This is a genomic window from Arthrobacter sp. SLBN-53 (assembly GCF_006715585.1).
Classification (GTDB): Bacteria; Actinomycetota; Actinomycetes; order Mycobacteriales; family Mycobacteriaceae; genus Mycobacterium; species Mycobacterium neoaurum_A.
Window position 1 is genome coordinate 801,028 of record NZ_VFNN01000001.1, and the last position, 14,180, is coordinate 815,207.

A 14,180-nucleotide genomic window follows, 5' to 3' on the forward strand; every position below is an offset into this window, starting at 1 on the left:
GCGCCCCTGCAACGAGGTCCCTGTCCGAGGCGGACCTGGCGTCGGGGAAGTACGTCAGGGCCGGTTCGGACAGAGGCCTCGTTGCACGGGCTTGTTGGTCAGATGATGTCGCGAAGAGTGTCATCGCTGGCCGCGGAGAAGGTCTCTTCGTGTGTCTCCTGGTATTGCTGCCACGCTTGGGCGTCCCAGATTTCCAGGTGCCCCAGCGAACCGGTCACCACGCATTCCTTGGACAGGTTGGCGTAGCGGCGGTGTTCGGCCGACAAGGTGATCCGGCCTTGCGCGTCGGGATGCTGTTCGTCGGCACCGGCGGCCAGGTTGCGGACATAGGCACGAGCCTGCGGGTCGCTGCGCGAGGCCTGCATCGCCTTCTCGGCCAGCTTCTCGAACTCCGCCCGCGGGTACACGGCCAGGCTGTGATCTTGACTCTTGGTGACCATCAACCCTCCTGCCAGTGCGTCGCGGAATTTGGCGGGCAGTGTCAGCCGCCCTTTGTCGTCGAGCTTGGGCGTGTAGGTGCCGAGAAACATCCCGCCACCTCCCACCACTCGGTTGGATTCCGAGTCGCTTCTGCCCGCTGTGCGGAGTTCCGGTTCCTCCGCTGTCCGCCACTTTACCCCACAATCCCCCACTTAGCTCCATTTGCTGCCACCGAGTTGCACCCACGCCCCACTGCCCCGCGATTCATGGTGCGTCGGAACCCGCACGGCGGACCGGACCCACGGCGCGAACGAGGAAAAACCCCAGCTAGAAGCCTATTGAGCGGCCACCGGAAGCCACGTGGGTGACAGTGGGGAAAAAGTGGGGCGGGCGCCCTGCCGCACCCGACACGCCGAGGTGTTTGCGGGGCCGAACAGGGCTCTACGGCCGGAAAACGACACGAAAAAGGGCGGCTCCGGGTGGAGCCGCCCCTCGGGTGGGGATCGGTGGGGAACTAGTGCAGACGGGTACCGGTCACTCGTCGAAACGACGGCGGAACCGATCCTCCATCCGGCTGGTGAACGAACCACCGCTCGCGGGCTTGCCGCGCTTACCCGGACGGACCGGACCGGCGCCGGACACGGTCTTGTCGGCCGCACCCGCCACGCGCGGACCGGTGATCGCGAACACCACGCCACCGAACATCACGATGAAGCCGATCACCGAGAGAATCGGGAAGCTGCCGATCATGGTGGCCTTGATGGCAACGCCACACACCAGCATCGCCAGGCCAGCGACGAAGAGCGCGATGCCCTGCAACCGGCGCCGGGCGGAGGGCGCGCGCAGATTGCCACCACGCACGCTCGAAGCGAACTTGGGATCTTCCGCGTACAGCGCGCTTTCGATCTGGTCGAGCATGCGCTGCTCGTGATCGGAGAGTGGCATCCGTCCCTCCTGGTACGCGCCGTGGGCTCCGGGGAGCCGAATTCTCAAATAGGGCCGCCGCCCGCGTTTTACGGGTGACTGTTCCCATGATACGAGGTCATTCTGACCCGTACCACCTACTTGACACACGATTGTATGACGTCTGCCACCAGGAGCGGTCCGTCCCTCATCACCGGAGCGCCCCACCGCTGTCTCACCCCGCCCCGAGACCGGGCGCGGCTTCCCGGCGATCGAGACCGATAATGGGGATGACCCGTCCACAGCGACCGACCCGAAGGACCCCCGTTGGCGACATTTCTGGTGGACCTGTCGGCGGAGGTCATGCGCCAACGGCTCCGTGAAGCGCTGACGGTGTACGTCCAGGCGATGAACTATCCTCGCGGCACCGAGGAACAGCGTGCCTCGATGTGGCTCGAGCACACCCGCCGCTCCGGCTGGAAGGCCGTCGCCGCGCTGCGCACCGACGCCACCGACGTGGATTCGACCGCCGTCCTGGACTCGGCGCAGATGCTGGGCATCGCCTACGGCTATCGCGGCGCGCCCGATCAATGGTGGCAGCAACAGGTCGTACACGGGTTGCGCCGGCGCGGGGCCGAAGGAGCCCGCGCCGAACCGCTGCTCGCGGACTATTTCGAATTGACCGAACTGCACATCCACCCCCAGGCGCAAGGCCAGGGACTCGGCGAGGCGCTGGCGCGGCGGCTGTTGGCCGGCCGCGGCGAGGCCAACGTCCTGCTCTCCACCCCGGAGATCAACGAAGAGGCCAACCGTGCCTGGCGGCTCTACCGCAGACTCGGCTTCGGCGACGTCATCCGGGACTACCATTTCGCCGGCGACCCGCGCCCCTTCGCCATCCTGGGCCGACCATTACCCCTTGACCAGGCGCCCGGCACCGATTGACCGCGCGGGTCTGGCACGATTAGCGGGTGTTCGCCCGCTCACACCGCCCACGGCGCCGTCGGCTCGCCGCGCTGGTCCTGCTGCTGCTGATCCTGGCTCCGTTCGCCGTGGGCTGCGTGCGGGTGCGCGCGTCGATCACGGTCTCCCCCGACGACCGCGTCTCCGGCCAGATCGTGGCGGCCAGCAAGGCGCGCGACGGCGAGGACAAGGGGCCGCAACTGCTGAACTCGCTGCCGTTCAGTAACAAGGTCGCCGTCTCGCGGTACGAACGCGGCGACTACGTCGGATCCCAGGCGGTGTTCTCCGACCTGACCTTTGCCGAACTTCCGCAACTGGCGAACATGAACAGCGATGCCGCCGGCGTGGACATCTCGCTGCGTCGCGCCGGTGACCTCGTCATCTTGGAGGGCCGGGTCGACCTGACCACCCTCAACGACCCCGAAGCCGATGTCACACTCAGCGTCGCGTTCCCCGGCGAGGTCACCTCCACCAACGGTGACCAGGTGTCCGGCGAGGTCGTCGAGTGGAAGCTCAAACCGGGCATCGTCACCACCATGAACGCCCAGGCGCGCTACACCGACCCCAGCGCGCGATCGTTCACCACCGCGGCGATCTGGCTGACCGTCGGCTCCTTCGTGGTCGCCGGCCTACTCGGCTGGCTGGCCTGGGCGAGTCGGGACCGGTCACCGAAGGTCGGCGAAGGGGCCCAGCTGTCGTGAGATGGCCGACGTGGCCGAGACCGTGCCGGGTCGTCATCGCGCGCGATCCCGCGGCGGGAAAGCATAATGACGTCGTCGCGAGCGCGCCTACCCACCGATCACCGGGCGGGACGCTCTAGGCTAGAGAGAGTCGGGGGTCGAGAAACCGACATCAGAAAGGGGCGTCCGCTGAGCGTCGATACAGCGGCACCGACAGCCGTGGAACTGGTCAATGCCGTCGTCGAGGAACTGCGTCAGTACCTCGACGAACGCCGCCGCGAGTCCGCCTACATCGGTCCCGAGTACGCCGAGCTGACCGCCGCGCTCGAGGAGTTCGTGTTGCGCGGCGGCAAACGCCTGCGCCCCGCGTTCGCCTACTGGGGCTGGCGCGCGGTCGCCGGGACGAACCGGTCCTCCGACACCCAGGCCCTGCGGTTGTTCTCCGCGCTGGAACTGCTGCACGCGTGCGCGCTGGCCCACGACGACGTGATCGACGCGTCGGCCACCCGTCGCGGGCTGCCCACCGTGCACCGCCACTTCGCCGACCGGCATCGCGCCAACAACTGGCACGGTTCCCCCGAACAGTTCGGCCTGTCGGCCGCGATCCTGCTCGGCGATCTGTCACTGGTGTGGGCCGATGACATCGTGGCGACCGCCGATCTGCCCGCCGACGCCCACCTGCGGGTGCAGAAGGTATGGGCCGATATCCGCACCGAGGTGCTCGGCGGCCAGTACCTGGACATCGTCGCCGAGGCCAGCGGTGCGGACACGGTGGCATCGGCGATGAACGTCAACACCTACAAAACCGCGTCCTACACGGTCTCGCGCCCGCTGCAGCTCGGTGCTGCCGCCGCGGCCGATCGGCCCGACATCCAGCAGATCTTCCACCAGATCGGCAACGACCTCGGGGTGGCCTTCCAGCTGCGCGACGATGTGCTCGGCGTGTTCGGCGATCCCGCGGTCACCGGCAAGCCGTCCGGCGACGACCTGCGCTCCGGCAAGCGGACCGTCCTGCTGGCCGAGGCGGTCGAACTGGCCCAGCGCACCGATCCCGCCGCGGCCAAGCTGATCGGCGAGTCGATCGGGACCGAACTGACCGATGTCGCGGTCAAGGAGGTGTGTTCGGCCATCGAGTCGGTCGGCGCGCTGGCCGCCGTCGAAGACCGCATCGAGCAACTGCATCGGCGGGCCCTCGATGCGCTGAACGCCGCCGATATCGATCAGCAGGCCAAGATCGGCCTCGCCGAACTGGCCGGCCTGGCATCGAACCGGTCCGCCTGAGGACATGACCGCATCGGTATCGGACGCGCCGCAAACGCGCGGACACCTCGCTCGGCTGTGGGCGTTCGCCATGTCGGCCGAGGCGCGGCCGGCCCGATTGGGGTTCCTGGGGGCGGTACTGATCGCCGCGGGTGGACTCGGCGCAGGTAGCACCCGGTTACACGATCCGCTGTTGGAATCGCTGCACATGTCCTGGCTGCGATTCGGCCACGGTCTGGTGCTCTCCTCGATCCTGCTGTGGGGCGGGGTGGCCGTGATGTTGCTGGCCTGGCTGTGGCTGGGTCGGCGCGTGGTCGATCGCACCGCGACGCAGTACACGATGCTGGCCACCACCGGGTTCTGGTTGGTGCCGCTGCTGCTGAGCGCGCCGGTGTTCAGCCGCGACACCTACTCCTACCTCGCCCAGGGCGCGCTGCTGCGCGACGGTTTCGACCCCTATGTGGTCGGACCGGTCGAGAACGTGAACTCGTTGCTGGACAACGTCAGTCCGATCTGGACGACGACCACGGCGCCCTACGGTCCCGCATTCATCCTGGTGGCCAAATTCGTCACCATGATCGTCGGCAACAACGTCGTCGGCGGCACCATGCTGCTGCGCCTGTGCATGTTGCCGGGACTGGCCCTGCTGATCTGGGCCACCCCGCGGGTGGCCCGCCACCTGGGCGCCAACCCGGCCGCCGCACTGTGGATCTGCGTGCTGAACCCGCTGGTGATCATCCACCTGATGGGCGGGGTGCACAACGAGATGCTGATGGTCGGCCTGATGATGGCGGCGATCGCGCTGACCTTCGGTGGCCGGCCGATCCTCGGCGTCGGTTTCATCGCCACCGCGGTCGCGGTCAAGGCGACGGCGGGAATCGCGTTGCCGTTCATGGTCTGGGTGTGGATGAGACGACTGCGCGACACCCGAGGCTACGGTCCGGTGCCTGCGTTCGCCTTCGCCACCGCGGCGTCGGTGGTGATCTTCGGCGCCGTGTTCGCGGTGCTGTCCCTGCTGGCCGGGGTCGGGCTCGGCTGGCTGACCGCACTGGCCGGTTCGGTCAAGATCATCAACTGGCTGACGCTGCCGACGGCATTCGCGAACGTGATCAACGCCCTCGTCGGCATGGTCATGCCGGTGAACTTCTACGCGGTCCTGGAGATCACCAGGATCATCGGCATCGCGATCATCGCGATCAGCCTTCCGCTGCTGTGGTGGCGGTTCCGCCACACCGACCGCGAAGCGCTGGTGGGCACCACGCTGGCGATGGGCGTCGTGGTGCTGTTCGTCCCGGCCGCGCTGCCCTGGTACTACACCTGGCCGCTGGCGACGCTGTCGACGCTGTGGCAGAGCCGTACGGCGGTCGCGCTGATCGCCGGCTTCTCCACCTGGATCATGGTGATCTTCAAGCCCGACGGCTCGCACGGCATGTACTCGCTGCTGCAGGTCGCACTGGCGACCGGGTGTGCGACCCTGGCCTGGTATCTGCTGTCACGGGCGCCGGAGGAACCGGCAACGCCAGGACGGCCGCGCCGTCTGATAGCTAATACGCCATGGCCTGCGCGCGGCGGAGGACCTCACGCGCCTGGTGTGAGCGCAGCGCGTCGACCGGCCGCGCATTGGCCTGCTTCTCGGTGCTGCCGTCGCGACTGAGCGTCAGCGAGGGGTCCGGGGTGAACAACCAGCGCATCGACTCGGTGACGTCGAACCCACCGTCGCGCAGCACCACCAACAACCCGGGCAGCGGTTTGACGACCCGGCCGTTGTCATCGAAGAACACCTTGGGCACGACCACGGCACCGTCGCGGCGTACGCCGACGAGATGACCGTCGCGCAGGTGCTGGTTGACCTTGGTGACCGAGACGCCGAGCAACTTCGACACCTGGGACAGGTCGAGTACGGCTTCGTCGGGATCGAGGATGTCAGCGGATGCCGGGATGCTCACCGCACAGAGTCTAGGGGCCCGGGCCCAGCTCGGAGGTGGAAGGTCGATGCAAACCCGATCCGTACCATGTCTGCGGTGGACACCTACCAGCGCACCGACCCGCTCGTCGGAAGCCTGCTGGAGGGGCGCTATCTGATCGAGACCAGCATCGCCGCCGGTGGGATGTCGACCGTGTACCGCGGTGTGGACACCCGGTTGGACCGTCCCGTCGCCGTGAAGGTGATGGATTCCCGGTACTCCCGCGACGAGGCGTTCCTGGTCAGGTTCCAGCGCGAGGCCCGGACCGTGGCGCGGCTCAAGGGCGACGGGCTGGTCGCCGTCTACGACCAGGGCGGCGGCGGACCCGACGGGCCCGCGCCGTATCTGGTGATGGAGCTGGTCGACGGTGGCACGCTGCGTGAGTTGTTGCGTGAGCGCGGGCCGATGCCACCGCACGCCGCGGCCGCCGTGCTCGGCCCGATATGTCGAGGACTGGCGGTGGCCCACGCCGCCGGGTTGGTGCACCGGGACGTCAAGCCCGAGAACGTGCTGATCTCCGATGACGGCGAGGTCAAGATCGCCGACTTCGGGCTGGTCCGGGCGGTGGCCGAAGCGGGTATCACCTCCACCAGTGTCATCCTGGGCACCGCGGCGTACCTGTCCCCCGAACAGGTCGCCACCGGCGACAGCGCGCCGAGCAGTGACGTGTATGCCGTCGGCGTGCTCGCCTACGAATTGCTCACGGGCCGAACCCCGTTCACCGGGGACACCGCGCTGTCGGTGGCCTACCAGCGAATGGACAACGACGTGCCGCCGCCGAGTGCGGCGATCGCCGGGGTGCCCGTCCAGTTCGATGCGCTGGTCGCGCGGGCGACCGCTCGCGACCCGCACGCCCGTTTCGCCGACGCCGGTGAACTGGGTGAGGCACTGGCCGATGTGGTCGACGAACTGGGTCTGCCGCCGTTCCGGGTTCCGGCGCCGCGCCAGTCGGCCCAGCACCGGGCCGCCACCGCGGCGCAGCGCCTCGGCGGCCACGACGACCGCGCCGCTGCCCGACCACCGGCGCCCTACCGGCCGACCCGCCAGCTGCCCGCCATCGGATCCGAGGACCCGACCAACGCCCACCACCCCGCCGAGCTCCGGGACGCCGATTACCAGGACGCCGAATACCGGCCGGTGACAGGACAATTCGCCGGTGTCGAGCTGGAGGAGTTCCACTGGGCCCGGCAGCGCGCCAAACGTGTGCTGCTGGCCTGGGTCCTGGTCATCCTGACGCTGGCCGGGCTGCTCGCCGCCGGCGCCTGGACGCTGGGCAACAACCTCGCCAACCTGATCTGAATCCCTTAGCCGCGCAACATCTCCGCGACCAGGAAGGCCAGCTCCAGGCTCTGCTGGGTGTTCAGCCGCGGATCGCACGCGGTCTCGTACCGGCCCGCCAGATCATGGTCGGAGATGTCCTGCGCCCCTCCGAGACATTCGGTGACGTTCTCGCCGGTGATCTCGACGTGGATACCGCCGGGGTGGGTGCCCAGCGCGCGGTGCACCTCGAAGAAACCCTGCACTTCGTCGACGATGCGATCGAAATGGCGGGTCTTGTATCCGGTGGAGGATTCGTGGGTGTTGCCGTGCATCGGGTCGCACTGCCAGATCACCTGATGACCGGCGGCCTGCACCTTCTCGATGATGGCGGGCAACACATCGCGGACCTTTTGATTGCCCATCCGGCTGATCAGGGTCAGCCGGCCCGCCTCGTTGCGCGGATCGAGGCGTTCGACGTATTCGACGGCCAGCTCCGGGGAGGTGGTCGGTCCGATCTTGATGCCGATGGGGTTGGCGATCACCTCGGCCAGCGCGACGTGCGCCCCGTCGATCTGACGGGTCCGCTCCCCGATCCACAGGTAGTGCGCGGACAGGTCGTAGAGCTTGGGTGCCGACGGTTCGGCCACCGGCTCGGCCGGGTCGGCGGTGTCCATCCGCAGCATGGCCCGTTCGTAATCCAGCACCAGCGCCTCGTGGCTGGCGTAGATCTCGGCGGTGTCCAGGTTGCGGTCGTTGACACCGCAGGCGCTCATGAACCGCAGACCGCGGTCGATCTCCCCGGCCAGCGCCTCGTAGCGGGCCCCCGCCGGAGAGGTACGGACGAACTCGCGATTCCAGTCGTGCACGGCCTGCAGCGAGGCCATCCCCGAGGAGGTCAGCGCGCGCACCAGATTCATCGCGGCACTGGCGTTGGCGTAGGCGCGCACCAGCCGGGAGGCGTCGTGCTGGCGCACCGCGTCGTCGGGGGCGAATCCGTTGATCATGTCGCCGCGGTAGGACTTCAGCCCCAGCGCGTCGGTGTCCGAGGAACGCGGTTTGGCGTACTGCCCGGCGATGCGGGCCACCTTGACCACCGGCATGCTGGCGCCGTAGGTCAGCACCACGGCCATCTGCAGCAGCGTGCGGATGTTGGCCCGGATATGCGGTTCGGTGTTGTCGACGAAGGTCTCGGCGCAGTCCCCGCCCTGCAGCAGGAATGCCTCACCGCGGGCGACCGCGGCCAGCTGGGTCCTGAGTTTCTCGACCTCGGTGGGCACCGTGATCGGCGGCACGCTCTCCAGCACGGTGCGCATGGCCTTGGCCTGACCGGCATCCCAGCTCGGCTGCTGCAGTGCCGGCTTGGCCAGCGCGGCGTCGAGCCGTTGCCGCAGGTCCCCCGGCAGCGGTGGGAGGTCCGGCAGCTGATCGATGGGCACGTCGACGGTCCAGTTCACCGCTCCATGGTAGCGGTGAACGAAATCCGTTCGGACGGGCCATACCTGCAGCTCAGGCGGCCCCCACCGGCGGGTGCCATCAGCCGCCCGAGCGCGCCGCCCAGGCCCCGTCGTCGGTCATCAGCTCGTAGCGCCGCAAGTTGTGCCGCGCATCGACAAGCGCATCGTGGGCATCGCGCGGTCGCGGTGGCATCCGCGGTGAGCCCCGCTCCTCCCAGAACTGGCGCAGCTCCCTGGTGAAGCGCGGGATCGCCGGCGGCAGGTCGGTCATCGGACCCCACAGCTGGCACAGCACCACATGGTCGTAGGCCCCCACCCACGCCCACAGCTCGATGGGTTCGTCACCATCGATATCGAAGAAGTCCTCCAGCTCGCTGCGGATCTGGCGGCGCGAGCGCCACAGCTTCGACGACGGTGACGGCAACTTGGGCAGCACGTTCTTGCGCACCCAGCTGCCGGCCCGATCGGGGTCGAATTCGGTTGATATGGCGTAATACTCGCGACCGTCCTCGGCGGCCACCCCGATCGAGATCAACTCGATGGTGCGGCCGTCGTCGATGAACTCGGTGTCGTAGAAATAGCGCATCTCAGGCCGCTCCCTGGCTGGGCGCCGGAGCGGCGTGGATCTCGCGGTCCAATTCCTCGTTGACCAGCTTGTCGTCCGGGAAATGCGGCTCTCCGGCCACGACGTGCTGGACCCACAATTTGGCCTGCACCACGGGCCTGCGCAGGCGCCGCTCCCGTTCCAGCGCCTTGTGCATCTTGCGCGGCCTGCGCGTATAGCGCCACCGTGCCCACGGCGCGTGCGGTCGCGACAGCCGGATCGCCCCGACGAACAGCAGCGGGGTGATGAACATACCGACCAGACCGGTCCACACCTTGCCCTTGAGCAGCACCACCACCGCCAGCGCCAGGGTGAGCACCGCGGACACGATCACCGCGATTCGCGCCTCGATGGAGTCGTCGGACTCCCAGATGTCGATATCGAAGAAGGACAGCGGGCTGAACCCGAGCACCAGCAGCCCGGCCACCGCGATGGCCACGAACACCGCGTCCACCGAGGTCCGTCCGTCCTCGGACCAGTACACGTCCTGCAGGTGCAGGATCAATGCGAACTCGTCGAGCACCAGCGCCGCGCCGATACCGAAAAAGACTGCCGCGACGGTGAACTCCGTCACTCCCCCATTGACGGCCAGGGTCACCATCGCCACGCCGGAGACCATCACCAGGATGATGCCGATCACCACGTGATGCAGATGCACACCGCCGCCGACCGAAAGATTGCGCGGTTGCCACCACTTGCGCGGCCCGTCGGTGCTCGGATGACTCCTGATGTACCGCACCACCAGACGGGTCAGCACGAACGTCATGATGAAGGCGATCAGGCAGCACAGCAGCGGAAGACGGTCAGCCGGGACGAGGTCCGGCTGCAGATTCGGGGACACGGCGTTCGAATTTACGCCGGTCCAGCGAATTCGCGGGGTATCGGCGGACCTGTCACGTCCAGCGCGTCGCCGCGCACCGATAGGCTTGGCGGCGACATGAGGATTCAGCGGTCGCCCGATGGGGGCAGTGTGCTCGGGCGGACCGGGGTCGGTCGGGCCCTCGGCAGCGTGTGGGCGTGGCGGCTGTTCCAGCTGTTGACGCTGGCCGCGCTGGGCTGGGTGGGCTGGCGGCTGCTCGGCGAATCCAGCTACCGCATCGATATCGACGTCTACCGCCTCGGCGGTCGGGCCTGGCTGGACGGCGTCCCGCTCTATGCCGACAGCACCGAATTCCAGACCCAGGCCGGGATCGACCTGCCGTTCACCTACCCACCGCTGTCGGCCGTCGCCTTCGCGCCGTTCGCGTGGTTGCCACTGCCCGCGGCCAGCGCCGCCATCACCGTGACCACCATGGTGTTGCTGGTGGTCTCCACGACGATCGTGCTGACCCGGCTGCGTGTGGGTGACAGCTGGCATCGCCGGGCCTGGCTGGCCGGTGCATTGGTGGCGCCCGCGGTGGTGTTCGCCGAGCCGTTGCGGGCGAATCTGGAATTCGGTCAGATCAACGTGGTGCTCATGACGCTGGTGATCGCCGATTGCGTGCCGCGGCGCACACCGTGGCCGCGTGGGCTGCTGCTCGGGCTCGCCATCGCGGTCAAGCTCACCCCGGCGGTCTTCCTGCTGTACTTCCTGTTACGCCGCGATATGCGGGCGGTGCTGGTGACGACGGCCTCCGCGGTGGGGGCGACGCTGCTGGGATTCGCGCTGGCCTGGCGAGACTCCTGGGTGTATTGGTTCCAGACGCTGAGCGATACCGACCGGATCGGCTCGGCGACGCTGAACACCAACCAGAACATCTCCGGGATGCTGGCCCGGTTCGGCGTCGGCGACGACACCCGTTTCCTGCTGTGGGTCGGATTGTGCTTCGTGGTGCTTGGCCTGACGGTCTGGGCGACCCACCGCACGGTGCGGGCCGACGCGCACGGTGATGCCGCGGTGCTGGGACTCATCTGCGTGGCGATGTTCGGTCTGGCGGTCTCGCCGGTGTCCTGGTCGCACCACTGGGTCTGGGTGCTGCCCACGGTGCTGGCAACCGCCGTCGTCGGCTATCGCACCCGCACCGCCGCGCTGCTCGTGGTCGCGGCGATCGGCATCGCGCTGACGGTGTGGACCCCGATCACGCTGATGCCGCCACACAACGAGACATCGGTCTCGCCATGGCTGCGGGTCGTCGGCGGTTCCTACCTGTGGTGGGCGCTGGCGGTGATCGCGGTGATCGGTGCGGTGGCCCCGCGGCTGTCCCGGCGCAACGAGTCTGACGACGCGAGCGCCGCTGCCGAGATCGCCGCGGCGAGCTAGCGAGGCGGCTATCCGGCCTTCGCGGTCACCTCTGGTTTGGCCTGTGCGTCGATGGACTCGGCCTGGGTTTTGACATCCGCGGCGTAGAGGTCGACGTACTCCTGACCACCGAGACGCATGAGCTCGTACATCACCTCGTCGATGACCGCCCGCTCGATGAAGCGGTTGCCCGCCAGTCCCTCGAAACGGCTGAAATCCATCGGCTTGCCGAACCGGACCTCGACGCGGCCGAAATGCCACATCTTGGATCCGGGCGGGTTGACGACGTCGGTACCGACCATGGCCACCGGGATGACGGGAATACCGCTTTCGAGCGCGACCCGGGCCAGCCCGGTCTTGCCCTTGTAGAGCCGGCCGTCCGGGGAACGGGTGCCCTCGGGATACATGCCGAGCAGCTTGCCTTCGCCGAGGATTCGCTGCGCCGTCGTCAGCGCGGCCTGTGCGGAGTCGGCATCGGTGCGGTCGATGGGTACCTGGTTGGTCGAGGAGTAGAAGAACTTGGTCAGCTTGCCCTTGAGCCCGGTGCCGGTGAAGTACTCGGCCTTTGCCAGGAAGGTGATGCGCCGCTTGACCACCAGCGGTAGGTAGAAGCTGTCGGCGACGGCCAGGTGGTTACTGGCCAGGATCACCGCGCCGGAGTCCGGAACGTATTCCAGCCCTTGCACTTTGGGGCGTCCCAAAAAGGTCAGCAACGGGCCCATCAAGATGTACTTGTAGAACCAGAACCACATGAGCCCTCCTGCAGCGGCGCCCCACCAGGACGGGGCCGGATCGGACCAACTGTACCCAGCGGAAGTGAGTGCGACCACACCACAGTCGCTGCGCCGTCCGCTCAGTCGTCGAGCGTCACCGGGATCTGCTCGTAACGCCCGCTCGGCCGGTCCGCCGGCTCGGGCGGCGGTGGGGGCACATCGGTGGGCGGCCCGGTTTCGGCGACCATCGCGCGGATCACCGTCAGCAGGGCCACGCTGTGATCGGCGATCACCGACAGCAGCGGATGCTGCTCGCCGTTGATCAGCGCGGCCAACGCGCACACCGGACACCACACCTGTTGACAGGCGCCCGCGCCGGCACCCTCGGCGGCGGCTCTGGCGGCCATGATCCGCACCGCGGGATCGAGCTTGTCCAGGATCGCCTGGGCCAGCTGACGCAGTTCGGGCGGGATGTCCGAATGGGTGGGGCTCACGTCGGCCACACCTCCGGATTAGGTCGAAAACGCACGGTCAGCACGCCGGCCCGCAGATTCGCATCGATCACGATGCAGCGCCGCAACACGGATGCCAGCCGCACCCGACGCCGCATACCCCCGGAGCCGATCACAAGGTCATCGTCGACCCGGCCCAGCCGCAGCGCGCCGGGATCGACCTGCGGCAACTCTAACCGCATCCGATAGACGGCCTCCAGGCCGGACCCCGACTCGCGGTCGACCACCGGCCGCAGCGGTCCCGGCGGTGCCGAGCCATCCCGACGACGCGCCGCGTCGAGCAGCTCGCCGAGCGCCTTGTGCCCGATCGGCTCACCGGCCAGATGCGGGACCAGCACCAGCGCGATATCGCCGATCGAACGTTCCAGGTCGTCGAGCACACCGCGTTGCTCGGCGATGCGCTCGGTGTACCAGTCGAAGGCCGGGTGCGCGGGCAGGTTTCGATACTCGTAGGAATCATCTTGCAGCAACACTTGATTCACCAGCAGTTCGGTGACCTTGACCCCCATCAACGCCAGCGAGCCCAGCGTTCGGGCCGCCTCCGCGGCGACCACCCGCTCGGCGGTCAGCACCAGGTGCGCGCCGACGCGGGCATTGTCGGCCAACAGCGTGGAGAGGCGTTCGGTCCCCTCGGCGATCCGCTCCACCAGCATCAGCGTCGCCACCGAGCCCAGGTCCGCCGGCGAGAGCGACAACCTGCGATGCCGGGGCCAACTGCGTTCCAGATAGAGATTGAACGTCGCGGGCAGGGTCAGCATGCGCAACGCGTCGGCGGTGGAGGCGCAGTCGACCACCACCTCGTCCCACTGCCCGGAGTCGGCCAATTCGGCGACCTCGTGCAGGCCGAGCACCTCCTGGATCCCCGGCAGAGCCGAAAGTTCCTCCGGAGCAAGGCTTCCCAGATCGGAATGTGGGAATCGGCCGGCCAGCACGCCGGCGATCTCCCGCCACCGCGTCTCCAGTAGCGACAGGGTGTCCAACGCCAGCGCGTCGAGAGACCCGCCCGCATCGGCGGGCCCGGCGTCCAGATCGGTCAGGACGCGCGTGGGCGTGCGCGATCCGGTCGGTTCGACGGCAACACCCAGCACATCTCCGGTGGAGTGCGCCTGGTCGGTGGACACGATCAGCACCCGCGCCCCGCTTCGGGCAGCACGCACCGCGGTGGCCGTGGCCAACGTCGACTTGCCTACCCCTCCCTTGCCGACGAAAAGGCAGATCCGGGCGGGCACAGC

General features: G+C 68.2%; 15 protein-coding genes. 6 read left to right on the forward strand and 9 right to left on the reverse strand.

Annotated features, from left to right (window positions below; genetic code table 11):
- Positions 1-98 precede the first annotated feature (98 nt).
- Positions 99-530, reverse strand: a complete 432-nt coding sequence (gene mraZ, locus FBY28_RS03845; protein WP_019512748.1) for a division/cell wall cluster transcriptional repressor MraZ — start codon at positions 528-530, stop codon at positions 99-101.
- A gap of 424 nt (positions 531-954) precedes the next feature.
- Positions 955-1,365, reverse strand: coding sequence for an SCO2097 family morphological protein (locus FBY28_RS03850; RefSeq protein WP_141864397.1), 411 nt, complete (start codon positions 1,363-1,365; stop codon positions 955-957).
- Positions 1,366-1,650: 285 nt separating this feature from the next.
- Here FBY28_RS03850 and FBY28_RS03855 point away from each other — a divergent pair, with 285 nt between their 5' ends.
- The 4 genes from FBY28_RS03855 to FBY28_RS03870 all read left to right on the forward strand — a co-directional run bounded on the left by FBY28_RS03855 (position 1,651) and on the right by FBY28_RS03870 (position 5,877).
- On the forward strand, positions 1,651-2,265 hold the full coding sequence (locus tag FBY28_RS03855) for a GNAT family N-acetyltransferase (RefSeq protein WP_141864399.1): 615 nt from the start codon (positions 1,651-1,653) through the stop codon (positions 2,263-2,265).
- 26 nt (positions 2,266-2,291) lie between these two features.
- The gene (locus FBY28_RS03860; protein WP_141864401.1) at positions 2,292-2,984 is read left to right on the forward strand and encodes an LppM family (lipo)protein; all 693 of its coding nucleotides are present in this window, start codon (positions 2,292-2,294) and stop codon (positions 2,982-2,984) included.
- A gap of 198 nt (positions 2,985-3,182) precedes the next feature.
- On the forward strand, positions 3,183-4,244 hold the full coding sequence (idsA2, locus tag FBY28_RS03865) for a bifunctional (2E,6E)-farnesyl/geranyl diphosphate synthase (protein ID WP_216847484.1): 1,062 nt from the start codon (positions 3,183-3,185) through the stop codon (positions 4,242-4,244).
- Positions 4,245-4,248: 4 nt separating this feature from the next.
- On the forward strand, positions 4,249-5,877 hold the full coding sequence (locus FBY28_RS03870) for an alpha-(1->6)-mannopyranosyltransferase A (protein WP_141864403.1): 1,629 nt from the start codon (positions 4,249-4,251) through the stop codon (positions 5,875-5,877).
- On the opposite strand, the gene FBY28_RS03875 is transcribed toward FBY28_RS03870, so the two are convergent.
- Positions 5,768-6,169 carry an Rv2175c family DNA-binding protein gene (locus FBY28_RS03875; protein ID WP_019510963.1) on the reverse strand — a complete coding sequence of 134 codons (402 nt, stop codon included), beginning with the start codon at positions 6,167-6,169 and terminating at the stop codon, positions 5,768-5,770. The two genes, FBY28_RS03870 and FBY28_RS03875, sit on opposite strands and share 110 nt — an antisense overlap.
- A 75-nt stretch (positions 6,170-6,244) precedes the next feature.
- Between FBY28_RS03875 and FBY28_RS03880 the strand changes: the two genes are divergently transcribed.
- Positions 6,245-7,486 (forward strand): protein kinase domain-containing protein, encoded by a 1,242-nt coding sequence (locus FBY28_RS03880; RefSeq protein ID WP_216847485.1) that lies wholly within the window; start codon positions 6,245-6,247, stop codon positions 7,484-7,486.
- Between the two features lie 5 nt (positions 7,487-7,491).
- Here the strand turns inward: FBY28_RS03880 and FBY28_RS03885 are convergent, their stop codons facing one another.
- The 3 genes from FBY28_RS03885 to FBY28_RS03895 form a co-directional block, all read right to left on the reverse strand.
- The gene (locus FBY28_RS03885; RefSeq protein ID WP_141864407.1) at positions 7,492-8,901 is read right to left on the reverse strand and encodes a class II 3-deoxy-7-phosphoheptulonate synthase; all 1,410 of its coding nucleotides are present in this window, start codon (positions 8,899-8,901) and stop codon (positions 7,492-7,494) included.
- A gap of 79 nt (positions 8,902-8,980) precedes the next feature.
- On the reverse strand, positions 8,981-9,487 hold the full coding sequence (locus tag FBY28_RS03890) for a polyadenylate-specific 3'-exoribonuclease AS (protein WP_019510966.1): 507 nt from the start codon (positions 9,485-9,487) through the stop codon (positions 8,981-8,983).
- A 1-nt stretch (position 9,488) separates the two neighbouring features.
- Entirely contained in the window at positions 9,489-10,346 is an 858-nt protein-coding gene (locus FBY28_RS03895; RefSeq protein ID WP_141864410.1) for a hypothetical protein, read from the reverse strand.
- A 96-nt stretch (positions 10,347-10,442) separates the two neighbouring features.
- Between FBY28_RS03895 and FBY28_RS03900 the strand changes: the two genes are divergently transcribed.
- Positions 10,443-11,744: a glycosyltransferase 87 family protein gene (locus FBY28_RS03900; RefSeq protein ID WP_141864412.1), complete on the forward strand. Its 1,302-nt coding sequence runs from the start codon at positions 10,443-10,445 to the stop codon at positions 11,742-11,744.
- Between the two features lie 8 nt (positions 11,745-11,752).
- Here FBY28_RS03900 and FBY28_RS03905 read toward each other — a convergent pair whose 3' ends face one another.
- The 3 genes from FBY28_RS03905 to FBY28_RS03915 all read right to left on the reverse strand — a co-directional run bounded on the left by FBY28_RS03905 (position 11,753) and on the right by FBY28_RS03915 (position 14,177).
- Complete coding sequence (locus FBY28_RS03905) at positions 11,753-12,475, reverse strand: lysophospholipid acyltransferase family protein (RefSeq protein WP_141864414.1); 723 nt, start codon at positions 12,473-12,475, stop codon at positions 11,753-11,755.
- Between the two features lie 101 nt (positions 12,476-12,576).
- Positions 12,577-12,930 (reverse strand): hypothetical protein, encoded by a 354-nt coding sequence (locus tag FBY28_RS03910; protein WP_141864416.1) that lies wholly within the window; start codon positions 12,928-12,930, stop codon positions 12,577-12,579.
- Positions 12,927-14,177 (reverse strand): ArsA family ATPase, encoded by a 1,251-nt coding sequence (locus FBY28_RS03915; RefSeq protein ID WP_216847486.1) that lies wholly within the window; start codon positions 14,175-14,177, stop codon positions 12,927-12,929. Before FBY28_RS03915 ends, FBY28_RS03910 begins: the two co-directional genes overlap by 4 nt.
- Positions 14,178-14,180: the final 3 nt, after the last annotated feature.